Annotated in this window: 21 protein-coding genes and 1 tRNA gene; 13 read left to right on the forward strand and 9 right to left on the reverse strand. The window is 72.1% G+C overall.

The window, feature by feature from the left end; translation table 11 throughout:
* Positions 1-12 precede the first annotated feature (12 nt).
* On the reverse strand, positions 13-525 hold the full coding sequence (locus FHS08_RS06470; RefSeq protein WP_167036860.1) for an FHA domain-containing protein FhaB/FipA: 513 nt from the start codon (positions 523-525) through the stop codon (positions 13-15).
* A complete protein-coding gene (locus FHS08_RS06475) occupies positions 522-1,256 on the reverse strand; it encodes an FhaA domain-containing protein (RefSeq protein ID WP_167036864.1) in 735 nt (244 codons plus the stop codon). The genes FHS08_RS06470 and FHS08_RS06475 overlap by 4 nt, the downstream gene beginning before the upstream one ends.
* Positions 1,257-1,441: 185 nt before the next feature.
* On the opposite strand from FHS08_RS06475, the gene FHS08_RS06480 reads away from it, so the two are divergent.
* A tRNA-Leu gene (locus FHS08_RS06480) sits at positions 1,442-1,525 on the forward strand.
* Positions 1,526-1,596: 71 nt separating this feature from the next.
* On the opposite strand, the gene FHS08_RS06485 is transcribed toward FHS08_RS06480, so the two are convergent.
* Both FHS08_RS06485 and FHS08_RS17235 read right to left on the reverse strand, forming a co-directional pair.
* Entirely contained in the window at positions 1,597-2,088 is a 492-nt protein-coding gene (locus FHS08_RS06485; RefSeq protein WP_167036867.1) for a GNAT family N-acetyltransferase, read from the reverse strand.
* A 42-nt stretch (positions 2,089-2,130) separates the two neighbouring features.
* Positions 2,131-2,772, reverse strand: a complete 642-nt coding sequence (locus tag FHS08_RS17235) for a GntR family transcriptional regulator (protein ID WP_167036871.1) — start codon at positions 2,770-2,772, stop codon at positions 2,131-2,133.
* Positions 2,773-3,071: 299 nt separating this feature from the next.
* Between FHS08_RS17235 and FHS08_RS06495 the strand changes: the two genes are divergently transcribed.
* The 6 genes from FHS08_RS06495 to FHS08_RS06520 all read left to right on the forward strand — a co-directional run bounded on the left by FHS08_RS06495 (position 3,072) and on the right by FHS08_RS06520 (position 9,072).
* On the forward strand, positions 3,072-3,278 hold the full coding sequence (locus FHS08_RS06495) for a cold-shock protein (RefSeq protein ID WP_167036874.1): 207 nt from the start codon (positions 3,072-3,074) through the stop codon (positions 3,276-3,278).
* Positions 3,279-3,411: 133 nt separating this feature from the next.
* Complete coding sequence (locus tag FHS08_RS06500) at positions 3,412-4,656, forward strand: hypothetical protein (RefSeq protein WP_167036878.1); 1,245 nt, start codon at positions 3,412-3,414, stop codon at positions 4,654-4,656.
* A 43-nt stretch (positions 4,657-4,699) separates the two neighbouring features.
* Positions 4,700-5,251 (forward strand): acyltransferase, encoded by a 552-nt coding sequence (locus tag FHS08_RS06505; protein ID WP_167039695.1) that lies wholly within the window; start codon positions 4,700-4,702, stop codon positions 5,249-5,251.
* Positions 5,248-6,432, forward strand: coding sequence for a glycosyltransferase (locus FHS08_RS06510; protein WP_167036881.1), 1,185 nt, complete (start codon positions 5,248-5,250; stop codon positions 6,430-6,432). The genes FHS08_RS06505 and FHS08_RS06510 overlap by 4 nt, the downstream gene beginning before the upstream one ends.
* A 164-nt stretch (positions 6,433-6,596) precedes the next feature.
* Positions 6,597-8,102, forward strand: coding sequence for a sugar transferase (locus FHS08_RS06515; protein WP_167036884.1), 1,506 nt, complete (start codon positions 6,597-6,599; stop codon positions 8,100-8,102).
* A gap of 16 nt (positions 8,103-8,118) precedes the next feature.
* On the forward strand, positions 8,119-9,072 hold the full coding sequence (locus FHS08_RS06520; RefSeq protein WP_167036887.1) for a glycosyltransferase: 954 nt from the start codon (positions 8,119-8,121) through the stop codon (positions 9,070-9,072).
* 90 nt (positions 9,073-9,162) lie between these two features.
* Here the strand turns inward: FHS08_RS06520 and FHS08_RS06525 are convergent, their stop codons facing one another.
* Genes FHS08_RS06525 through FHS08_RS06545 form a run of 5 tightly spaced genes read right to left on the reverse strand, consistent with a single transcriptional unit; the run spans position 9,163 to position 14,939 of the window.
* Complete coding sequence (locus FHS08_RS06525; protein ID WP_167036890.1) at positions 9,163-10,041, reverse strand: SGNH/GDSL hydrolase family protein; 879 nt, start codon at positions 10,039-10,041, stop codon at positions 9,163-9,165.
* A complete protein-coding gene (locus FHS08_RS06530) occupies positions 10,038-11,648 on the reverse strand; it encodes a lipopolysaccharide biosynthesis protein (RefSeq protein ID WP_167036893.1) in 1,611 nt (536 codons plus the stop codon). Before FHS08_RS06530 ends, FHS08_RS06525 begins: the two co-directional genes overlap by 4 nt.
* Positions 11,645-12,496, reverse strand: coding sequence for a glycosyltransferase (locus FHS08_RS06535; protein ID WP_167036896.1), 852 nt, complete (start codon positions 12,494-12,496; stop codon positions 11,645-11,647). Before FHS08_RS06535 ends, FHS08_RS06530 begins: the two co-directional genes overlap by 4 nt.
* A complete protein-coding gene (locus tag FHS08_RS06540) occupies positions 12,493-14,037 on the reverse strand; it encodes an O-antigen ligase family protein (protein ID WP_167036899.1) in 1,545 nt (514 codons plus the stop codon). Before FHS08_RS06540 ends, FHS08_RS06535 begins: the two co-directional genes overlap by 4 nt.
* Positions 14,038-14,042: 5 nt before the next feature.
* Positions 14,043-14,939, reverse strand: a complete 897-nt coding sequence (locus FHS08_RS06545; RefSeq protein ID WP_167036902.1) for a hypothetical protein — start codon at positions 14,937-14,939, stop codon at positions 14,043-14,045.
* Positions 14,940-15,206: 267 nt separating this feature from the next.
* Between FHS08_RS06545 and FHS08_RS06550 the strand changes: the two genes are divergently transcribed.
* Genes FHS08_RS06550 through FHS08_RS06575 form a run of 6 tightly spaced genes read left to right on the forward strand, consistent with a single transcriptional unit; the run spans position 15,207 to position 22,559 of the window.
* Positions 15,207-16,379, forward strand: a complete 1,173-nt coding sequence (locus FHS08_RS06550) for a glycosyltransferase family 4 protein (protein WP_167036905.1) — start codon at positions 15,207-15,209, stop codon at positions 16,377-16,379.
* Positions 16,363-17,274: a glycosyltransferase family 2 protein gene (locus tag FHS08_RS06555; RefSeq protein WP_167036908.1), complete on the forward strand. Its 912-nt coding sequence runs from the start codon at positions 16,363-16,365 to the stop codon at positions 17,272-17,274. The genes FHS08_RS06550 and FHS08_RS06555 overlap by 17 nt, the downstream gene beginning before the upstream one ends.
* On the forward strand, positions 17,271-18,593 hold the full coding sequence (locus FHS08_RS06560) for a wax ester/triacylglycerol synthase domain-containing protein (RefSeq protein ID WP_167036911.1): 1,323 nt from the start codon (positions 17,271-17,273) through the stop codon (positions 18,591-18,593). Before FHS08_RS06555 ends, FHS08_RS06560 begins: the two co-directional genes overlap by 4 nt.
* Positions 18,590-19,153, forward strand: a complete 564-nt coding sequence (locus tag FHS08_RS06565; RefSeq protein ID WP_167036914.1) for an acyltransferase — start codon at positions 18,590-18,592, stop codon at positions 19,151-19,153. The genes FHS08_RS06560 and FHS08_RS06565 overlap by 4 nt, the downstream gene beginning before the upstream one ends.
* Positions 19,150-21,261, forward strand: coding sequence for a glycosyltransferase (locus tag FHS08_RS06570; protein WP_167036918.1), 2,112 nt, complete (start codon positions 19,150-19,152; stop codon positions 21,259-21,261). The genes FHS08_RS06565 and FHS08_RS06570 overlap by 4 nt, the downstream gene beginning before the upstream one ends.
* The gene (locus FHS08_RS06575) at positions 21,258-22,559 is read left to right on the forward strand and encodes a UDP-glucose dehydrogenase family protein (protein ID WP_167036921.1); all 1,302 of its coding nucleotides are present in this window, start codon (positions 21,258-21,260) and stop codon (positions 22,557-22,559) included. The genes FHS08_RS06570 and FHS08_RS06575 overlap by 4 nt, the downstream gene beginning before the upstream one ends.
* Positions 22,560-22,569 lie beyond the last annotated feature (10 nt).

Genomic DNA, 22,569 nt, shown 5'->3' on the forward strand with positions numbered 1-22,569 from the left:
GGGTGTCCGCCGCTACTTCCGCAGCTCGAAGGTCGTCGCGCCGACCTTGATGGGAGCCCCGGCCGTGACGGGCACGGGCGAGGCGACGCGCGCCCCGTCGTGCCACGTGCCGTTCGTGGAGTCGAGGTCCTGGATCATCCACTGATCGCCCCACAGCACGAGCCGCGCGTGGTGACTCGACGTGTAGTCGTCGCGGACGACGAGGCCCGACTCGCTCGAACGGCCGATCGTGAGCGGCTCGGTGCCGAGCGGGAGCTCGAGTCCGGCCTTGGGCCCGCTCGTGATGACGATGCGCGACACGGTCGAGGTCGTGGCCTTGCCGCCCTTCTCGGCCGGCGAGGGCTTGGGTGCGACGGGTGCCGTCGGCGCGGATGCGGGCGTCGCCGCGGCGGCGGCGGGCTCCGGCATCCTGCGCACCTTCACGCCGAACAGGTCCGCGCGCAGCGAGTAGACGACCGCGAACACGAAGAACCACAGCACGAGGAGGAACCCGATGCGCAGCAGCAGGAGCGTCAGTTCGCTCACGAGGGCTGACCTCCGCGGATGTCGAACGCGCGCGTCGCGTCGGGCGGCAGCGGCGGCTTGGGAGGCGTCGCCTGTGCGACGACGCGGAAGACGATGTCGGTGTGCCCGATCCTGATGGTCGAATCGGGAGTCAGCGCCGCCTCGACGATCTTTCGGCCGTTCAGAAGCGTTCCGTTCGTCGAGTTCATGTCGCGGACCATGGCGCGCTCGCCGTCCCACAGGATCTCGACGTGCTTCCGGCTCGTGCCGGCGTCGGCGATCGTGATGTCGGCGTCGCTGCCCCGCCCGATGACAGTACGCGACTTCACGAGCGGATGCCGCTTCCCCTCGACGTCGACGACCCCGCGCCACGCGACCCGGCCCTGAGCCGTCGCCGATTCGATGCGCAGCGTCCCGGTCGACAGCTGGTCGTCGGAGGCGATGGCGATCGTGACGGGGCCGGCGAACGTGTATCCCTGCGTCTTCGCGTGCGTCTGCACGAGCGTGTCGAGCTCGTCGCCGAGCGCAGGGCCGATCGAGCGCATCTTCTCGTCGTCGGCGGGCGAGAGGCGCACCGTGAACGAGTTGGGCGCGAGGATGCGGTCGCGCGAGACGACGGCAGCCTTCGCATCGAGCTCGCTGCGCAGCGCCGCGGCGATCTCGACGGGCTGGATGCCGCTGCGGAAGGTCTTCGCGAAGGCGCTGTTGACAGCGCGCTCGAGACCCTTCTCGAAGCTGTCAAGTAGTCCCACGCGACTCCTCAGGCAGGCTGGCCGGTTCGTCCATGCTAATTGCACAGTCCGCCGGCGCAGTGGATCGATCCCCAAAGGTCCCGTTCGGCCCCCACGATCGGGTGCTTCCGCCGATTCGGGAGCCGACGGCGGGCGTGATATCCTCGGGAAGTTGAGTCTCGCGACATCTCCGGATGCCGCGGCTCGCGCGAGTGGCGGAATAGGCAGACGCGCTGGCTTCAGGTGCCAGTGCCCGAAAGGGCGTGGGGGTTCAACTCCCCCCTCGCGCACAGAACGATTCGAGCCCCTGACCAGGTGTTTCCTGGCCGGGGGCTCTGTCGTTCGTGTCCGGCATCCGTCGTCACGCGCCGTCCACGGCGGGGACGAGCGTGTAGACGATCTCCTCGATCTCGCGGCCCAGACCGGGGGCGAAGGCCATGTCTCTCGACACCTCCGTGAACCCGATCCTCTCCAGCACGGCGATCGAACGCGCGTTGTGCGCGGCGACGCGCGCGAAGAGCGGGCGCACCGGCTCGCGTGAGACGAGCAGGCGGAGCGCCGCCGTCGCGACGCCGCGTCCCCACGCGTGACGGGCGATCCAGCAGGAGACCTCGCGATCACCCTCGACCGCGAACGATGCGATCGAGCCGGCGAAGCCGCCGCGCTCCGTCACGACGAAGTACGCGACATCCGGGTTCGCACGCTGCCGCGCGATCCATGCGTCGAAGGCCACGCGGTCGTCGGGGTCGTCCGCCGTGAACGCCGCGAGCGCGATCGCCTCGCGGTCGCGCATCATCTCGAAGATCGCGTCGAGGTCGTCGTCGTCGACTCGCCGGAGCTCGATGTGACCCACGAGCCAACGGTAGCGAGGGCGACCGCCCCTCGACAGATCGGATCACTCGAGACCGTGGAGGGCCCGCAGCGACCGCTCGACTCCGTCGGCGTCGCGTGCGGCGATCGCGGCGCGGAACACGCGGTACGCCTCGGTGCGTCCGACGGGCGACTCGATCGCCGGACGCCAGCCCGCGAGGCTCCGGCGGATCGCGAGCTCGCCCTCGCGCATGACCCGAAGGAACGCCGCGTTGTCGGCGACGTGCGTGAGGTGTGCGAACAGGACGGCGCTGGCATCCAGGATGGCGAGCTTGTCGTCGCGGGCGGATGCCTCGATGACGGCGTCCAGGTTCTCCAGGATCTGTGCGAGCTCGTCGTCCGAGCAGCGCCCGACGGCGAGCCGCGACACATTGCCCATCAGGTGCACGAGGAAGACGTGCGTGTCGGAGAGCAGCTTGGGATGCGGGATCGACACGCGCGTGTAGCGATTGGGCGCGACCTCGACCAGACCCGTGCGCTCGAGCCGCTGCAGCGCTTCGCGCACGGGCGTGCGCGAGACGCCCAGGCGGCGGGCGAGCTCGTGATCGCGCAGGTGCTCGCCGGGTTGGAGGGTTCCGTCGAGGATCGCCTCGCCGATGCGCGCGTACACCTCGTCGCCGAGGACGGCGCCACGAGGATCGACGGGGGCGAAGGCATCGGTGGACACGATGCGAACAAGTGTATGTCGCCATCCGGCATGCTCCCGCGGGGGGTCTGAACGTGCGCGCGACGCCGATATATCGGTAGAGTGGGGCCGTCACGCTCGGCGTGACCTATCCGGGGGGATCCGTCGACGCCCGGGCCTGCGAGTCGCAGACTCGGCCCGGGCGTGCGATGGGGCGCGCAAGGCTCTCGTGCAACGTTTGTGTCACCATCCTTCACAGTCCCCGCGCGTGTCCTCCGCCTTCGCTAGCGTGGGTCTCGATCGGCGCGCCCTGTGCCGGCACCAGCAAGGAACGGCATTTCATGAGCACGACGGGCACGGTCAAGTGGTTCAACTCGGAGAAGGGCTTCGGCTTCATCGCTCCCGATGAGGGCGGCGCAGATGTCTTCGCGCACTACACCGCGATCCAGGCGGGCGGCTACCGCTCGCTCGAAGAGAACCAGCGCGTGGAGTTCGAGATCGCGCAGGGCCCCAAGGGCCTGCAGGCGGAGAACATCCGCCCCCTCTGAGCAGTCTCCATCCTCGGGGGCAAGGTGGATTTTCCTTCACCGTAACCTGCGTGAATCACGCTCCGCGTAGCGTGAGAGCGCCCGTGGGCCAACGGCGTCCGACACCTTGCACCCCGAGGATTGGATGGCCGGCATGCGCGAGATCTCCCGACGCATGGCCTTCGCGTACATCGCAGGGTCGGCGGCGGGGCTGCTCGCGGCATGCAGCTCGCCTGAGCGTCCCGAGGCCGGGCGCTCCTCGCCGACGCCCACTCCCACCGCGACGGACGCCACGGCCGGCGTGCCCACCTCGCTCGGCGGGGCGCAGGAGATCGGCGCCGCGGCGGCCTTCGGACCGACCGGCGCGCACTGGCCGACGCGCACCCCGCGGGGCACGGACGCGTTCGACGTCGTCGCCGAGGCCGAGTGCTCCTGGCCCGACATCCGCCGGGCCATCGCGTTCGTCGACGAGAAGGCGCGCGGCGGCACGGGCGTCGTGCTCGTGCGACCAGGCACCCTCCCCGGCTCGGGGGCGGGCTCGTCCAGCAGACCCGTGCTCGAGGTCGTCGGCTCGGCCGGACGCGCGCACCGGATCCTCGTCGCACCGCGCGACGGCGTCGGGACGGTCGCGTTCGGCGAGTCGATCCGCATCGACCGCGTTCTCGGCGTCGCGTTCGTCGGCTTCTGGACCTACCCCTACAGCGTCGCCCTGACGGGCGTGCAGGACTTCGCGTGGGCCTGGTCGAAGGGCCAGGCCTTCAACGTCACCTCCGGCCGGACGGGCGAGGCGAACGACGTCGAGCTCGTCGAGTGCGTGACGCCCGACGCCCTCGTGACCGACAGCGACGCGTGGGCCTTCCGTGCGGCGGGCAACGCCTACTCGGGCATCCAGGTGGTCGGCTGCTACATCGCGCCGTCGTACAAGCCGGCCGGGTCGCAGGCCCACTGCGACACGCTCCAGCTCTCAGGAGACCGACCCCAGGCGCGCATCACCCTCACGGACACGGCGCTGTTCGCCTCGACGAATGCCGGTTTCATCCCCTCCGGGCTCGCCTCCGAGGTGCTCTTCGACCACTCCCTCCTCGTCGGCGGCGACCGCATGCTGCAGCGGTACGCGCTGCCTGCCGGGGCGAACGCCTTCACCTCGGGGTATCCCGCGGCCGTCAACGGCTCCGGCACGACCGGAGTCCTCTCGGCGCGCGACTCGCTGTTCATCGGTGGCGTGAAGGGCGCGTGGGCGACCGTCGAGAACTCGTCGGTGTCGGACAGGGCCGGCACGGTCGCCGCGAGCGGAGGGTTCCGCTCCGATCCGTCGCTCGCGTCGATCGACGCGGCATGGCTGGAGCGGATGGCGCCCACGCCGACCGACGACAGGCTGCGCGCGATCTGGGGCGCGTGAGGGCGAGCTCGGTGGCGACGGGGAGGACGAGGCAGTGAACGGGATGGACCTCATCGAGAACGGCCTTCGCGTGCGGGATGCCCTCTACACGGCGCTCGCGCGCACGGGCTTCGCGTCGTTCGGGGCGGGGAGCCGCATCATGCTCCCCTTCCGGGCGGGGAACCCGCAGAAGGTCGTCGTCGGGCGCGACGTCCTCATCGGGCCGTCCTCGTGGCTCATGGTTCCGCGGCTCGACGCGGACGGGCCCGTCATCCATCTCCACGACCGCGTGCGGATGAACCAGACCTCGATCACCGCCGTGCAGGAGGTCGTCATCGAGGAGGCGGTCGAGCTCGCCCGCGGCGTCTACATCTCCGATCACATGCACGGCTTCGACGACCCGGAGCTCCCCATCCGCGATCAGGCTCTCGTCCGCGTCGCGCCCGTGCGCATCGGGCGGGGCGCGTGGCTGGGCCAGAACGTCGTCGTGATGCCCGGCGTGACGATCGGGGCGGGCGCGGTCGTCGGGGCCAACAGCGTCGTCACGCGCGACGTGCCGCCCCGCACCGTCGCCGTCGGAGCGCCGGCGCGCGTCATCAGGGAGCTCGTGCCGTGAGCGGGCGCGACGTCGTCTTCACGTTCTCGTACGAGACGTACGCGGATGCCGTCGCCCGCGGCATGATGCGCCCCCCCGACCGCATCCTCCAGACTCTCCTCTCCTCCCCCGACGTCGACGGGCTGCTCGTGGCGAACCCGTTCCGCTCTCACGCGAGCGTCGCCGCGCGCCGCATCGGGGGCCGTCACCCCGAGTTCCCGACCTCGGCGCGCCGGGCGCTCGTCACTCCCGTGCGCGCGGCGCGGGCCGACCCGATCGACGTCCCCGCCGTCGTGCGCGGGTACCGGCGGTACGACAGCGCGCTGCGCGCGCATGCGGACCGGCTGGGGCTGCGCCACCCGGCGGTCATCACGACCAATCCGCTCGTCGCCGCGTTCAGTCCGTTCGCGTGGGCGTCGACGGTGACCTACTTCGCACGCGACGACTGGACGAGCTACGGCGCACGCCAGGAGTACTGGCCCGCGTATCGCGCGGCCTATCGGCAGATCCGGGATGCCGAGATCGGCGTCGCAGCCGTGTCGCAGGAGATCGTCGACCGCATCGCGCCGCGGGGACCGTCGATCGTCGTGCCCAACGGCGTCGACCCGGCCGAATGGCTCGGGCCGGCACCGACGCCGCCGGCGTGGCTCGCGGCGATCCCCGAGCCGCGAGCGATCTACGTCGGGACGATCGACGAGCGGCTCGATGCGGAGGGCGTCGCGGCGCTCGCGACGGCTCGCCCCGAGCTGCAGATCGTGCTCCTGGGGCCCGCGCCCGACCCGGCGTACGTCGCCGGGCTCCGCGGTATCGCGAACCTGCACATCCACGACGGCGTCGGGCGTGACGAGCTCGTGGCAGCGCTCCGGTCATGCCAGGTGTCGCTGCTGGCGCACCGGCGCACGCCGCTGACGGAGGCGATGAGCCCGCTCAAGGTATACGAATACCTCGCGGCGGGGCTGCCGGTCGTGTCGATCGACCTCCCGCCGGTCCGCGACATCGCGGACCGCATCCTCATCGCGCCCTCGACGGCGGAGATGGGACCCGTCGTGGACGACGCCCTCGCGCTCGGCCCTGCGGGCGAGGCGGCGCGGATCGGGTTCGTCGAGGAGCACAGCTGGGCCGCGCGGCACCGCGCCGTGCTCGATCTGGTGCTGCGCTCGCGTTTGTTACACCGAGGTGAAGAGTTGATTCGCGCCGTGTGAAGACTGCGGTCGAGGGGTTCTGTCCCTGAGCGCGTGCTCGTAGCCTGACACCACGCCCTTCGAGGCGTTCACCAACCGCTCCACCTGCACCAACCGGTCTGCATCGCACGCCGGTACCGCCGGGCCAGCGCCGTCCTCCAACGTCACAGGGACGGGGGCCAGCGTTGAGCTCGATCAGTCAGGCGTTCGCGGGACCTCGCATAGAGGTCGTCCCGGCCAGCACGGGTGTGACCTCCGTCCCGTACCAGCCGCGCACGCTCGCATGGTACGCGCGGCTCGTCACAGGGATCGTGGCGGGGGATGTCGCGGCCATCGTGACGTCGCTGCTCGTCGGCAGCATCGTGCGCTTCGGTCCCGTCTCGGACTGGTCGACCTCCTCGGCGCTGTATGCCATCGCCGCGGCCGCAGTGGCCGTCGTGTGGCTCTTCGCCCTGTCGGGGGCCAAGAGCCGCGCGAAGCGCATCATCGGCGAGGGCCTCACGGAGTACCAGCGCGTCACCAATGCGACACTCGTCGCCTTCGGCTGCGTCGCCATCGTCTGCTACCTCGCGAGGTTCGACTTCGCGCGCGGCTACATCGCGCTCGCGATGCCGCTGGGCTGGACGCTGCTGCTCGCGAACCGCTTCGCGTGGCGCAGCATCCTTCTCCGCCTGCGCCGCGAGGGACGGTGCCTGACCGGCGCGATGGTCGTCGGATCCCCGGACGACGTCGACCTCACGGTGACGCAGCTGCGAAGCAATCTCGCCGCCGGCTACCGCCCCGCGGCCGTCTCGCTCACGAGTCCGCTGGACGACGCCCGTCCCTCGGTGCGCGCCCGGCTCGCGGGACTGCCGTGCGTGCCGTACGCGGAGGTCGTCGAGGCGACGCGCACGTCCCGGATGCGGGCGCTCATGCTCGCGGGCGACCTGCCGGGAGGACGGGAGCGCATCCGTCAGCTGGGATGGGCGCTGGAGAACTCGGATGCCGAGCTCATCCTCGTGTCGCGGCTGACGGACGTCGCGGGCCCCCGCATCCATCTGCGCCCCGTCGCGGGGCTGCCGATGGTCCACGTGCAGCTGCCGCAGTACTCCGGCTTCAACCACTCGCTCAAGCGCGCGTTCGACATCGTCGCCGCGTCGCTCGGCCTCATCCTGCTCGCCCCGCTGCTCGCCGTCATCGCGATCTCCGTGCGGCGCGACGGAGGGAAGGCTCTCTTCCGGCAGCAGCGCGTGGGCGTCGGGGGGACGACGTTCACGATGCTCAAGTTCCGCAGCATGGTCGTCGACGCGGAAGAGCGCCGGGCCGAGCTGGAGGCGCTCTCCGACGGCAACGGCGTGCTCTTCAAGATGCGAAGCGACCCTCGCGTGACGCCGGTCGGACGGCGCCTGCGGCGGTCGTCGCTCGACGAGCTGCCCCAGCTGTGGAACGTGCTGCGCGGCGACATGAGCCTCGTCGGGCCGAGGCCGCCACTGGCTCGCGAAGTCGAGCAGTACGAGGGGAACGAGACCCGCCGGCTGCTGTCGAAGCCCGGGATCACGGGTCTGTGGCAGGTCAGTGGCCGGAGCGACCTGACGTGGGAGGAGAGCGTCCGCCTCGACCTCTACTACGTCGAGAACTGGTCGTTCACGGGCGACCTCCTGCTGATACTTCGCACGCTCATCCAGCTGTTCACGCACGACGGCGCCTACTAGAGAAGGAGGAACGGTCATGTCCAAGACGATGATGGTGTGCTCAGGAGGCGGTCACCTCAAGCAGCTGTTCGCCCTCTCCGAACGACTGGGCGTCGCGCCGGAGGATCAGGTGTGGCTCACCTTCGAGAACGGCCTGTCGACGTCGCTCCTCGAGGACCGCGAGGTGCACTACGCCCCGTTCGTCGCCCCGCGCGACCTGGGCAACCTCTGGCGGCTGCGGTCCCTCGCCGCGAAGGTCATGAAGGAGCACTCGTACGACCGCGCGTTCAGCACCGGGTCGAGCCCCGCCGTTGCCGTGCTGCCCATGGCCGCGAGCCGCGGCGCATCCGCGTACTACATCGAGAGCGCGGCCCGTGCGGAAGGCCCCAGCATGTCCGGACGCATACTCGAGCACCTGCGCCGCGTCCACACCTACACGCAGTACCCCTCGTGGCAGAGTTCGCGGTGGGGATACGTCGGATCGATCTACGACGGCTTCGCGCCTGGGCGGGACCGGTCCCCCGGACCCGCCCGCATCCGCAAGGCGGTCGTGACGGTCGGGACCCAGGAGGGCTACGGGTTCGGTCGCCTCTACGACGCCATCGTGCCGCTGCTCGCCGACTGCGACGAGGTGCTCTGGCAGACGGGATCGCAGGACGTCTCGGCCTGGGGCATCGATGGGCGCGATCGCGTGCCGCACGACGAGCTGACGCAGGCCGTGCGGGAGGCGGACGTCGTCATCGCGCACTCGGGGACGGGGTCGGCCATCACGGCCTTCGAGCAGGGCCGGTTCCCGATCCTCGTTCCGCGGCTCGCGCGCTACGGCGAGCACGTGGACGACCACCAGGTGCAGATCGCGGGCGAGATGGAGCGACGCGGTCTCGCATTCATGCGAGAGCCGGGCGAGCTCGACACCCGGACGCTGCTGGAAGCCGCCCGCCGGTCGGTCACGACGGTCGACGCGCCGCCCATCGAGCTCGCCCCGGCCTGAGAGGCGCACGAGGGCGCCGGGTGCCCGCGGGAGCGGGCCGGCCGGCGCCCTCGGTGTTCCGCGGACGGGGAGTGTCCGGCGAGTCGCGGTTCAGCCCCCGAGGGCCTGCTCGACGGCCGGCCATGCGGCGGCCGCGAGCGTCGCCTGACCTGCGCGCGAGGCGTGGAAATGGTCGACCTCAGACACGTCGTCGTCCTGGAAGACGACGCCATGCACCGCGCCGTCGTCGAACGTGCAGCCGGCCGTCGCGGCGCATGCGCGAGCGATCGCGTCGTCGTACGCGTCGAGCAGCGCGCCGATCTCCGCGCGGCGCGCGACGTCGGCCGCGGCATCCGAATCCGCGTTCCCGAGAAGGGACCGGCACGAGGGACTCGCGCCCCACGCCTTCGCGATCGCGGGGTCGTCGCGGCCGAGCTCCCACAGCCGGAGCAGGTCGGGCACCGAGAACGCCACGATGCGCGCTTCCGGTGCGGCCTGCCGCACGCCGGTCAGAAGCGCCGCGTAGCCGGCCGCGAAGTCGTCAGCCGACGTGACGGCGTCCATCGACGACGTGCACGCGTCGTTCGCGCCCAGGAGTACGAGCACGAGGTCGGCCTCCTTCTGCGAGAGCGAGTCGACCGCGGCGTCGGCGAACGACACGCCCGCCCCGAGCTGCGCGATCGCCGCGGTCGCGGGCGCCGTGCCCGTGCGCGAGGTCAGGCGCTGGGAGATCGAGTCGACGGAGGGATCGGTTCCGACGGCCCATGATGCGTCCAGGCACGGCTCGGGGGCGCCGCACGACGCGACGCCGAGCGACATGGAGTCGCCGATGACGACGAGCGAGCCGGGGACGAAGGATGCCGATGCCGACGGCTCCGCCGACGGCGGGGAGCCGGCGTCCGCAGGCTGCGGGGCGCATCCGGCGACCGCGAGCACGGTCGCGAGCAGCAGGACCGTCAGGGCCGGAGCGCCGCTGGGGCGGGGCCTCATCCGCGCAGCTCCTTCCGCGCCTCGTCGAGCTCGGCGGACACCAACGCGGTCACCTCGGACTGCGTCGGCTCGGTCGCCCCCAGCAGCGGGGCCTCCGCGTCGACCGGCGTGTCCGCGGCGGGCGCGGCATCCTGAGCACGACGCGGAGTCCGCGCCTGCCGCACGAAGTCGAACATCATGCGGTAGTCGCGGCGGAACGGCGGCAGCAGCGACGCGCCCGCCATCACGACCACGCCGGCCAGTCCGCCCGCCACGACCTGCAGCGGCGCGGCCAGGCCCGCGGAGGCCGCGACGGCGCCGACCGCCGCCGCGTAGGCGAACGGCACGAGCAGGAGCGGCCGCAGGAGCGGCTGCGCGACGTCGGCCCACCCGCGGACGAACGTGCCGCGGATGGCGACCGCGAATCCCGGCACGACGTCGACGAGGACCGTCGCGAGGCCGTACAGAAGGGCGAGACCGACGAGCCCGTTCCACCAGATGCCGACGAAGAACAGCGCGATGACGATCGGCTTCGTGATGAGGAAGTAGACGAGCTGACGGTGCGCGCGGCCGAGCGTGATGTACAGCCAGCCCTGGACGTTGCCGATCCCCTGCGCGGCTCCCGCTATCGCGAGGAGCGCGAAGACCTGCGCGGCCTGGTCCCATCCGGGGCCGAGGAGCACGAGCATGAGCGGCGCCGCGACGGCGGACGCGATCGCGTACGTCGGCAGAGACAGGTAGCCGAGCACGGTCAGCGACCCGCGGACGTAGCGCCGGTACCGATCGGGATCGTCCTGCAGCGAGGCCAGCACGGGGAGCGCGACGCGGCCGAGCGGCGCCGTCAGCTGCTGCTGCGGAAGCAGGAAGAGGGCGTACGCGCGCGAGTACTGGCCGAGGGCCGCCGGACCCAGCTGCTGCCCGATCACGACGTTGTCGAGGTTGCGCGCCGCGTAGTTGAGCAGCTGCACCCCGAAGATGCTCCCGCCCGTCGTGACGAAGGGACGGATGCCGCTGCGCAGCCGCGGTCGCTCCCACGGCGGCTTCGCCGCGATCCACAGCGCGATCAGCCGGTAGATCTGGCCCGAGCCCGCGAGCACGACGAGCGACCACACGCCCCAGCCGAGGAGTGCAGCGACGATCGACAGCGCGACGCCGAGGGCCATCGCGACGACATCGATCTGCGCGAGGGTCCCGAAGCGGAGCTCGCGCTGCACGCGGGCCTGCATCGGCATCGCGATGCCGTTGATCAGCAGCGTGGGGGCGATCGCGAGAGTGAGCACGATGAGCCGGTCCTCGCGGTAGAGGGCCGCCAGCAGGGGCGCCGACGCCGCGACGGCGACCATGAGGCCGCCGCCGAGCAGCACGGAGAACCACATGAGCCCCGACCACTGCCGCGGCGTGAGGCTTCGCGCCTGCAGGATCGCCCCCGTCATCCCGAAGTCGCGCACGAGGTCGGCGACCCCCACGATCGCCATGACCATCGCGACGAGACCGAAGTCGGCGGGGTCGAGCAGGCGCGCGAGCAGCATCGTCGAGCCGAGCTGGATGAGGGTCTTGAGCCAGAGCCCGCTCGCCGTCACCATCGCGCCCCGCGACGCGCGGTGGCTGAGGCCCCCCGTCGGCGTCATGCTCGTGCCGCCGTCCGCACCGACTCGTCGCGGGCCCACGCCGTCGCTCCAGCCGAGCGCCGGGCCTGGAGCTTCGCGGCGCCGAAGCCGTACACGTAGAACGGCAGGCACGGCCACAGCAGGGGGCGCGTCGCCACGCGCGCGAGGAGAGTCGTGTACCGGCGTCCCGCCGTCGCCTGCTCCGCGAGCTGCGCGGATGCCGGCAGCTCGGCGTTGCCGCGTTCGATCCGCGCGCCCCTCGCGATGTGCGTCGCCATGTCGCGCGATGCCTGCACCGTGAAGGAGTGCTCCTCGAGGCAGAGCCGTTCATCCGGGAGGAAGCGCTGCTGGACGAACCTGTCGTCGGCGATTACGCCGGGAAACCGCCCCCAGCGCTCGCGCCCCGCCGCGTTCACAGCGTAGAAGCCCGAGCCGACGTGGCCGGCCGCGCGATACTCCGAGAGCGCCCAGATCGCGTAATACGCACGCACGGGCGCCGAGCTGGAGGATGCGTCGACCCGCAGCCGAGGGGCCGCGACGCGTGCATCGGACTCGGCCGACAGCGCGCGCGCGACGGCTCGCAGCGCGTCGGTGGAGATATCGACGTCGGCGTCGACGTACGCGCGGGGGAACGTGGAGGAGACGGCGTCGCCCGCGTCGAGCGCGGCCGTCTTGGACCGCTCCGCGATCTCGACGACCCGGACGCCGGGGAGAGCGGCCTGGACCGCCGTGTCGTCGCTGCACCCGTTGGCGACCACCACGACGTCGAACTCTCCTGCGGCGGCGCTGCCCAGCATCCGCTCGAGGGTCCGGCGCACGAGAGGCCCTTCGTCGTGCGCCGGGACGACGACGCTCATGATCGCCGTCACGCGACCTCCGCAGCGAGTCGGCGGGCGGCGGGCGGACTCGCGGTGAGCAGCCACGCGCCGATCGCGAGAAGCATGCAGAACACGAAGAAGGCCTGGTAGAAGCCGAAGGCGTCGTAGAAGAACAGTGCGGCGACGTAGCCGCTGCAGGCCACGGCGACGGCGAACGCGAAGAACGCGTAGCGCGCATCGGATCGCGACGTCGTGAACGCCCACCGCAGCAGCAGGATCGGCGGCACCAGGACGAGGGCGGCGAGCCCGATGACCCCGACGGCCCCGGCCTCCAGGAGCGTGCCGAGCACCTGATTGTCGAGGATGAACGCGTTCCTGTTCTCGCCGATGACGATTCGGCTGCCGACCCCGGTTCCGAAGAACGGGTGTGCGGCCGCCTGCGCGAACGCGGGCCCGAGATCGGCGATGCGGCCGGCGCCGCCCCATCCGGCCGACGTCTGCTGCGACGCGATGAGCGAGTCGAGGTCGAGGAACGAGCCGAGCAGGGTCTCGAAGACCTTGGGCGCGACGACGGCGCCGACGAGGAGCGCCGGCGCCGCGAGCCCGACGAGCGCGAACCCGAGACGCGGACGCAGGACCAGGGTCATGACGAGCATGACCCCGAGGACGACGACGGCCGTGCGTGAGACGGCGGTGAGCACGCCCAGCAGGAGCACGCCCGTCGCCGCGCCGTAGACGATGCGGCGCGTCCATCCGTTCGAGGGGCGTCGTGCGTACGCGGCGAGGTAGATCGCGAGGGGGATGAGCATGCACAGCACGACGGAGAGGGCGATCGGATGCTGCGCCGAGCCGTACGAGCGATACCCTCCCGCGCGGAAGGCGGCGCCTTCGTCGGCGATGACGTCGAGCGGCAGGACGGTCGCAAGCCGCCAGAAGACGTTGACGCGCGTGACGCGCTCGAAGACGGCGAACACCGCGACGACGACGCCGCACCACACGAGTCCCGTCGCGAGCCCCATGACGATGCGCTCCGTCGTCAAGAGCTGTCGCACGATGTAGAACGTCGAGAGCATCAGGAGCGAGTTGACGAGAGCGCCCACGGCCGTCGAGGCGAGCGCGTCCTCCACGAGCGATGTGCCGTTGGCGATGATCGAGACCACGAGCGTCGCGACGAAGATGCCGATCGGCCATCCGAAGGCGACGGGCTGCCACCGTCGCGCCCGGTCGAGCAGGAGCGCCGCCGCGACCGCGACCAGGAGCAGCACGAGCACGAGCCGGTACGGCTCCAGCTGGAAGGGAAGAGGGATCGGCAGGGCGTACCGCCGCACGGGGACGAACATGATCACCGCGACGAGGATCGCGAGACCCCCGACCCACGAGAGGACGAGTGCCCGCGCGAGATACAGCACCGAGACGGCCAGCAGCACGGCTCCCGCCACCACGGGGGGCAGGAGCACCACCGACGCGAGGGCCACCGCCGCAAGGACGAGTCCGGCGACGAGCTGCGTCGCCGGACTCTGGGCCCTGACCGCGGCAGGCGGAGCGGGCTCCGCCCCGGCGGCCTCCCGAGGGGGGAGCGTCTCGGTCTCCACGAGGGTCAGCCGACGTAGGCGGGCTCGGGCTGGGGCTCGGGGGCGACGGGCTCATCCTCCGGTGCGGGCGTGCGCCGCCGTGACCGGTGCGCTCGGGGACGGTCGCCCGAGTCGCCCGAATCGCTCGAGTCGCTCGAGTCGCTCGACTCGGCGGCCGCCCCGTCCGGCTCGTCGCTCGAGTCGGCTGTCGTCGTGGCAGCGCGACGACGACGCGACGACCGCGCGCCCGCGATCACGTAGGCGGCGGCGACGAAGAGGAGGAACACCCCCAGGAATGTGATCACGAGAGGGATCGCGGGGTTGCTCCCGTCGACCTCCTCCGCCGCTCCCGCGTCGATCGTGGTCACGACGACGCGATCGGCCGACGCGAGCTGCGCGGCATCCTGCTCCGCGAGGACCTGCGCCTCGAAGAGCGAGGCCGCCGTCCGTGAGATCTCCTCGGCCCTGTCGGGATCGAGCGACGTGCCGACGACCGACACGATCGGCAGCGAGTAGCGCCCGGGGAACTCCTCGTTGCCGCTGGGCTGCGTCGTCCGCTGCACGGCGGTGAGCCCGTCGGTGTCGAGCAGCTCGCCGACCTCGGCCTCGACATCCTTGCGCAGCTCGTCGCCGCTGATCACGTAGGCGTACAGGATCGCCTTCGTAGTGAGGTCGAGCTGCTGCGGCTGGGTCTGGCCCTCGACGAGCGTCTGACCCGGCATGACCGCCTGATACGGCCCCGCGCTCGGACTCGAGACGAGCAGCGTCGTCTGGGCCGTGTACTCCTGCTCGGCCCGCGGCTCGAGCTCGCCGTCGACGAAGGTGAACCCTGCGAAGAAGGCGGCGACCGCCGCGACGACAGCTCCTGCGACCAGGAGCCACTTGCTGCTCCACAGGACCTGAAGGTACTTCGGTGTGTCCATGATGCTCTCCCTGCCGCGCCCCGACCGGGGCGAGTCGAACACGCTGCCGCCGGTGGCGAGACGGGAAGAGCGGATGACGCATCCCGCTTCCCTGCTCTCATCCTGAGACGCCGCGGACGCTCTCACGTTGCCGGAGTGTTAAGAGCTCGCGACATTTCGGTGAGAGAGCCCGCCGCCGCTTGCACGGCGGCTCGCGGCCCGCGCACAGTGTCTTTCAGGCGATGGGGCGGGGAGTCGCCTCGCCTCTCTGGCCAGTCGGGGGGTCGGATGCGAGTGCTCCACACTTTTCCGCACGCTCTCGGCGCGCCAGGCATCGGCTGGACCGCCTGGAACCAGGTCGACTCGCTCGTCCGCGCCGGCCATGAGGTCCACGTCGTCGCCGCGAGCATCGCACGACCCGTCATCGGCGCCGCCTCCGTCACGACGTCGCTGTCGCAAGGCGCGCTGCGCGTGCCGCACCGTGCGATCGGCCGTGATCGCGCCTTCGCGTGGCACGACGCGGTCGCCAGGCATCGCCTCGACCGCACGCCCGTCGACGTCGTGCACCTGTGGCCGCTCGCGCCCGGCCTCACGGCCCGCGCGGCGAGGGATGCCGGCATCCCGGCCCTGCGCGAAGCGCCGAACACCCACACGGAGCGCGCGTGGCGCGCTGTCGCGCACGAGGTCGGCTCGCTCGGCATCCGCCCCGATCGCACGGCGCACTCCCCTGACGCCGCGCACCTGCGGATGGAGCAGGAGGAGTGGGATGCCGCGACCGGCATCCTGGCCCCCTCAGCCGCCGTCGCGGACTCGTTCGTCGCGGAGGGGTTCGCGCCGGAGCGCGTCTTCCGCCACCGCTACGGCTACCGGCCGAGCGGCCGCCGCGCCCGCGTCCGCAGCGACCGGCCGGGGCCGCTGCGCGCCGTGTACGTCGGCCTCGGCGAGCCGCGCAAGGGGCTGCATCACGCGCTCGCGGCGTGGCGCGCATCGAGCGCGAGCACCGACGGCTCGTTCACGATCGTCGGCCGGCTGCTGCCCGCGTATTCCGCCGCGATCGCCGACCTGCTCGACCATCCGAGCGTCCGCGTCGTCGGGTTCAGCCGCGAGGTCGAGGCGGCGCTCGCGGCGGCGGACGTCGTCCTGCTGCCGACCGTCGAGGAGGGCAGCGCGCTTGTGACCTACGAGGCGCAGGCCATGGGATGCGTCCCCCTCGTGTCGACGGCCGCGGGAGCCGTCGTCGACGACGGGGTGCACGGGCTCCTGCACGAGCCGGGAGACGTCGCGACGCTCACGAGCCAGCTCGACCTCCTCGCGACCGATCGCGGCGAGCTCGCCCGTCTCAGTGCCGCGGCGCTCGCGCACGCCCCCGAGCTCACGTGGGACGCCGCCGCCGAGCAGCTCGTCGCCGCGTACCGCGCCGCGATCGAGACGGAGGGGGTGCGACATGCCGACCCCCGCTGACGTGACGGTCGTCGTCTGCTCCCGCAACAGGGAGGACATGCTGCGCGCGGCGATCTCGGCGATCGAGTCCGCGACCCCGCCCGAGACCGACGTGCTCGTGGTCGACAGCGCGAGCGACGGCGACGGCACGCGCCGGGTAGCCGCGGAGGCGGGCGTGGCGTGCGTGCGGTCGGGGCGCGGACTGAGCGTCGCCCGCAACGTCGGCATCACGACGGCGTCGCGATCTCTCGTCGTCTTCACCGACGACGACTGCCGCCCGAAGGCCGGCTGGATCGAGCGGCTCTGCGACCGGTTCGACGATCCCGCGGTCCTCGCGGTGACCGGTCGCATGCTCGACCACACGACCGGGCTCGATGCGCCCTATTCGCGCCCCGAGCGATACGAGAGGCCCATCAGCGGCCTCGATGCAGGCCACGGCGCCGTCATGGCGTTCCGCCGCGAGGTCCTGCTGCGCCTGGGCGGCTTCGACGACGTGCTCGGAGCGGGGCAGCGCCACGCCGGCGCGGAGGACCTCGACATCTTCATCCGCGTTCTGCGCGCGGGCGGGGTCGTGGAGCACGAGGGCGACGCCGTCGTGCTCCACGCCAACACGCGCGTCGGCGACGCCTACGTCGAGCTGTATCGCGGATACGGCAGGGGCCTGGGCGCGCTCGTCGGGAAGTGGATGCGGCTCGACCCGTGGCTCGGCATCCGTCTCGGCTGGATCCTCGTGGGCAGGACCACCCGAAGGATCCTCGGCTCCCGCCGCGACTCGTCGCACGATCGGGCCCTGCTCGCCGGGCTCGCCGAGGGCGCGTGGGACACGCGCCGCATCCCGCTGTTCGCCGAGCGCTTCGTTCCCCCGTGGGAGCCGACGCGCATGCCCGTCCTGCTCGCGGAAGGAGCCGTCGCATGAGCACTCCCGTCCACCTCGATCTCGTCCGCACGCTGGACGAGCAGAACATCAGCACGAGCATCGCGTACGAGGCCGCCCATACCGGTGCCGTGCTCGTGCTCGACGGCGAGCCGTTCCGTCTCCCCGACGGACGCCTCGACCGTGCACGACTGCTCGCCCAGGTTCGCACGTCGCTCGCGCGCGTGCCCGAGTTCTCCCTGAGGCTCATGATGTCGCCGCTGGGGATCACGACCCCCGCGTGGGTCCCCGTGGCGGGATTCGACCCCGCGCTGCAGGTGACCTTCGACGACGAGGATGCCGAGCTCACGGACGACACGCTGCGATCGCTCGCCGGCTTCGGCGGGCCCGTGCTGCCGATCGACCGGCCGCTGTGGGACATCCGGTTCACATCTCTGTCCAGCGGCGAGATCGCCCTCGGCTCGCGCATGCACCACGTCGTGGGAGACGGGCAGTGGGGTTTCAGCGTCATCCAGCGCGTCACGAGCGCCGAGCCGTCCGCGCCCGATCCGTCGGTCGGATTCGACGTGCCGGGGCGCGCTCCGCGCACGTCGCTCGCCGTGCCGGTGCACGCTCTGCGCGCGTTCCTGCGCGCCCACCCGATCGGTGCCGATGCGTGGCGGGAGTACTGGCGCAAGCCGTTCCTCAAACGGGTCAAGCGGCTCGCGGGCCGCAACGCGCGGTTCGCGAGGGAGTACTGGATCCGCCGCAGGGGCCTGCGTGCCGTCTTCCTCCCGCCGACACACCTGTCGGTGTTCGAGGTGCCCGCCTCGCCCGCGGCGCGCCAGGCGGCGCGCCTGCGCGGCTCGCTCAACGACCTGCTCGTCGCCGCGGCGATGAGCGCAGTGGACGACGACGATCGCGGCGTCGACGTGCTCGTGCCCGTGTCGCATCGGCGGGGCGGCGCGGGCGGCGACGTCCGCAACCACGTCTCGATGGTCCGCGCGCACGGCGAGCCGGGAGCCGACCTCGCGGCCCGCGTCGCCTCGGTGCGCGCCATCGTGCGCGCCGTCGTGAAGGGCGAGGAGGTGCAGGCGGCGGCCGGGCGTCTCGTCGGATACGCGACGCTCATGCCGCTGGCGGAGCACCCCGTGTGGTTCGGCGACGCGCTCGTCCGGCACGTCGCGATCATTCCCGCGGGCGATCCGCGCAGCGAGATCTCGGTCTTCGCGACGGTCTACGCCGAGACGCTGTCGGTCACGGTCATCAGCCGACTCGAGCTCGACGTCGACCGGATGGCGGCCGCCGTCGCGGCAGGACTGACGGGCGCAGCCCGCACCGCCGGCGAGCGGTCGCAGACGGCGGAGGAGGCCGCGGCATGAAGAAGGCGCTCAAGGCCGCGCTGTCGGTGCTGGACCCCAGGGTGTACCTGCACGGTCTGCGCATCCTGCACTTCTACGGGTACGCGCACGTGCGCCAGGTGCGTCGGCTCACGCGGGGCTCGGCCGTCTCGTTCGCGCCCAACGTCTCGTTCCGCAACGCGGAGCGCATCGAGATCGGCGCGGGCACGCACATCGGCGAGTACTCGATCGTGTGGGCGGGCAACACGAGCGGCCGCATCATCCTGGGCGAGAAGGCGCTGCTCGCGCCGCGCGTCACGCTGACCGCGTCCAACTACGGCATCGCGAGCGGCGTGCCGCCCATGGACCAGCCCAAGCGCGAGCAGGACATCGTCATCGGCGCAGGCACGTGGCTGGGAGCCGGCGTCGTCGTGCTCGCGGGCGTCACGATCGGCGACGGCGCGATCATCGCCGCCGGCGCCGTCGTGACGAAGGACGTCCCGGCCGACGCGATCGCGGGCGGCGTGCCGGCGCGGATCATCGGCTGGCGGCCGGGCGCCACGCCTGCGGCGCTCGCGCGGTCCGCCGGGGAGGCGGCATGACGACGCTCGACGTCGTGATCGTCAACTACAACACGCGCGAACGCACGCTCGAATGCCTCGCCTCGCTGGAGCGGATCGGGATGCCGGGGCTGGGCGTCGTGCTCGTCGACAACGGCTCGACCGACGGCAGCGTCGACGCGATCCGTGCGCGGCATCCCGAGGCGACCGTCGTGGCTGCGGGTGAGAACCTGGGCTTCGCACGCGGCGTCAACCGCGGCGTCGCGAGCTCGGACGCCGAGTGGGTCCTGCTCCTCAACCCCGACGCGTCGGTCTTCCCCGGCTCGATCGAGGCGCTCCTCGCGTTCGCGCAGGCGCACCCCGGGCACGGGCTGTACGGCGGGCGGACCGTGCGCGAGGACGGCAGCGTCGACCCGTCGTCGTGCTGGGGCGCGCCGAGCGTGTGGTCGCTGCTCTGCTTCGCGACGGGTCTGTCGACGGCGTTCCGCCGCTCGCGCGTGTTCGACCCCGAGTCGCTCGGCCGCTGGGAGCGCGACACCGTGCGGGAGGTGCCCGTCGTGACGGGATGCCTCCTGCTCGCGCGCCGCGCCGACTGGGACCGCATCGGGGGTCTCGACGAGACGTTCTTCCTCTACGGCGAGGATGCCGAGTTCTCGGCCCGCGCGCGGCGGCGCGGGTACCGGCCCGTCGTCGTGCCGGACGCGGTCGTGCAGCACGACGTGGGCGGATCGACCGCGTCGAGCGGCCGCAAGATGGCGATGGTCCTCGCGGGGAAGGCGACCTATCTGCGGACCGTGTGGCGGGAGCCGCTCGCGACGGCCGGCATCCTGCTCCTGGAGGCGGGAGTCGCGCTGCGGGCCCTGCTCGAGCGCGCGACCCGCTCCGCGCGCGACACGTGGCGCGTCGCGTGGCGGCAGCGCGCCGGATGGCGGCGGGGCTATCCTGTCGCCGAGCGCGCGCTGTTCGGGCGCGTTCCGCGGCCCGCGCCGCTCGTCGTGCAGGCCGAGCCCGCGTTCCGCACCGAGAAGGCCAACCCCTACAACGGCAACCTCTATCGGGCGATCGAGAAGCGCGGTGCACACGTGAGCGACCTGAGCTACTGGCGCCTCCTCGTGGAACGCACGGACGTCGTGCACCTGCACTGGCCCGACCTGTCGTTCCTCTCCGGCTCGCGCCGCGTCATACACGCCGCGCGTCTCGCCCTCTTCTACGGCGCCCTGCGCGTCACGCGCCCCCGCGGAACGGTGCTGATCTGGACGGTGCACAACGTGTCGGGCCACGAGGAGCGGTCGACGCCCGCGCTGCGGCGGCTCGCGCAGCGCCTGCTGCTGCGCAACGTCGACGGGATCATCGGCCTGACCGAGCAGGGCGTCGCTGCCGCGCGCACGGCCTATCCGGCGCTTCGCGACGTGCCGGCCGCCGTCACGCCGCACGGCCACTACCGCGATGCGTACGACTTCGGCGTCTCGCGGCGCGATGCGCGCCGGCGGCTCGGGCTCGACCCCGAGCGGGCCGTGGTCTCGACTCTCGGGCAGATCCGCCGCTACAAGAACGTGCCGCACCTCATCCGCGTGTTCCGCTCGCTCGACACCGACGCGACCCTGGTCGTCGCGGGGCATCCGTCGCCGCCCGAGCTCGAGGACGAGATCCGCGCGGCGGCGGGCGCCGACCCGAGGATCGTGCTCGACCTGCGCTTCCTGCCCGACGCCGACGTGCCGCTCGTGCTCGCGGCGTCCGATCTCGTCGTGCTCCCGTACACGCAGATCCAGAACTCGGGCTCCGCGATCCTCGCCGCCTCCGCGGATCGGCCCGTCCTCGTGCCCGATCTCGGGGCGCTGCGAGAGCTGCGCGAGCAGCTGGGCGACGAGTGGGTGCGGCTGTACGCGGGCGAGCTGGATGCCGCGGCCCTCCGCGACGCGCTGCACTGGGCCGTCTCGGCGCCCAGGCCCGCGTCGGCGGATCTCTCGGCGCTGGACTGGGACGCGATCGCGGATCGCACCCTCAGCGCCTATCGTGACTTCCGCCGCCAGTCCCGGCGGCGGCGCGACGCGGCGCGGTCCACCGCGGGACGGCTTCCGCGCGAGGCCGCAGGAGGAGGACGAGTGAACGAACCGGCCGGCGAGGCGACGACATCGGTGGTGCAGGCATGAGGATCTCCGTGATCGGATGCGGCTACCTCGGCGCCGTCCATGCCGCGGCGATGGCCGAGCTCGGGCACGACGTGGTCGGGGTCGACATCGACGCCGCCAAGGTCTCGATGCTCGCGGCGGGCAAGGCGCCGTTCTTCGAGCCGCGGCTGCCCGAGGTGCTCGCCTCGGCCCTCGCGTCGGGGCGGCTCACGTTCTCGACCGACCTGGCCGCCGTCCACGGCGCGAGCATCCACTTCGTCGCGGTCGGAACGCCCCAGTCGAAGGACTCGTACGCCGCCGACCTCACGTACGTCGACGCCGCGATCGAGGGCCTCCTGCCCTTCCTCTCGGAGGGCGACCTCGTCGTCGGCAAGAGCACCGTCCCCGTCGGCACGGCTGAGCGGCTCTCGGCCGTGCTCGCGCAGTCGGGGACGGGTGCGAGCCTCGCCTGGAACCCCGAGTTCCTCCGCGAGGGCTTCGCCGTCAAGGACACCGTCGAGCCGGACCGGCTCGTCTACGGCGTCGGAGATGCGGCGGATGTCGCGAAGCTCGACGAGGTGTATGCGCAGGCGCTCGCCGCGGGCACGCCGCGCATCGTCACGGACTATGCGACGGCCGAGCTCGTGAAGGTCGCGGCGAACGCGTTCCTCGCGACGAAGATCTCGTTCATCAACGCGATGGCCGAGATCGCCGAGGTCACAGGCGCCGACGTCACGGCGCTCGCCGATGCGATCGGGCACGATGCCCGCATCGGACGCCGCTTCCTGAACGCCGGCGTCGGGTTCGGCGGCGGCTGCCTCCCCAAGGACATCCGCGCCTTCACCGCGCGCGCGGAGGAGCTCGGCCGAGGCGAGTCCGTCGCCTTCCTCAAGGAGGTGGACGCCATCAACATGCGCCGCAGAGACCGGGTCGCCGAGCTCGCCGTCCAGGCACTCGACGGCGCCGTGCTGGGCAAGAAGGTGGCCGTCCTCGGCGTCACCTTCAAGCCGCACTCCGACGACGTGCGCGACTCGCCCGCCCTCGACGTCGCCGTCAAGCTCAAGGGCTTGGGCGCCGACGTCGTGGTGACCGATCCGGAAGGGCTCGACAACGCACGGACGCGGCATCCTCAGCTGCTGTACACGCAGATGACGGAGGAGGCCCTGCGTCACGCCGACCTCGCGGTGCTCGTCACCGAGTGGCCCGAGTACGTCGAGCTGGACCCCGTCCACGTCGCAGAGATCGTGCGCGGACGCCACATCATCGACGCGCGCAACGTCCTCGACCCGGCGGCGTGGAAGGCCGCGGGCTGGGACTACACGGGTCTCGGCCGGGCCTGACGCGGCGCCG

This window comes from Microbacterium ulmi, assembly GCF_011759705.1.
Classification (GTDB): Bacteria; Actinomycetota; Actinomycetes; order Actinomycetales; family Microbacteriaceae; genus Microbacterium; species Microbacterium ulmi.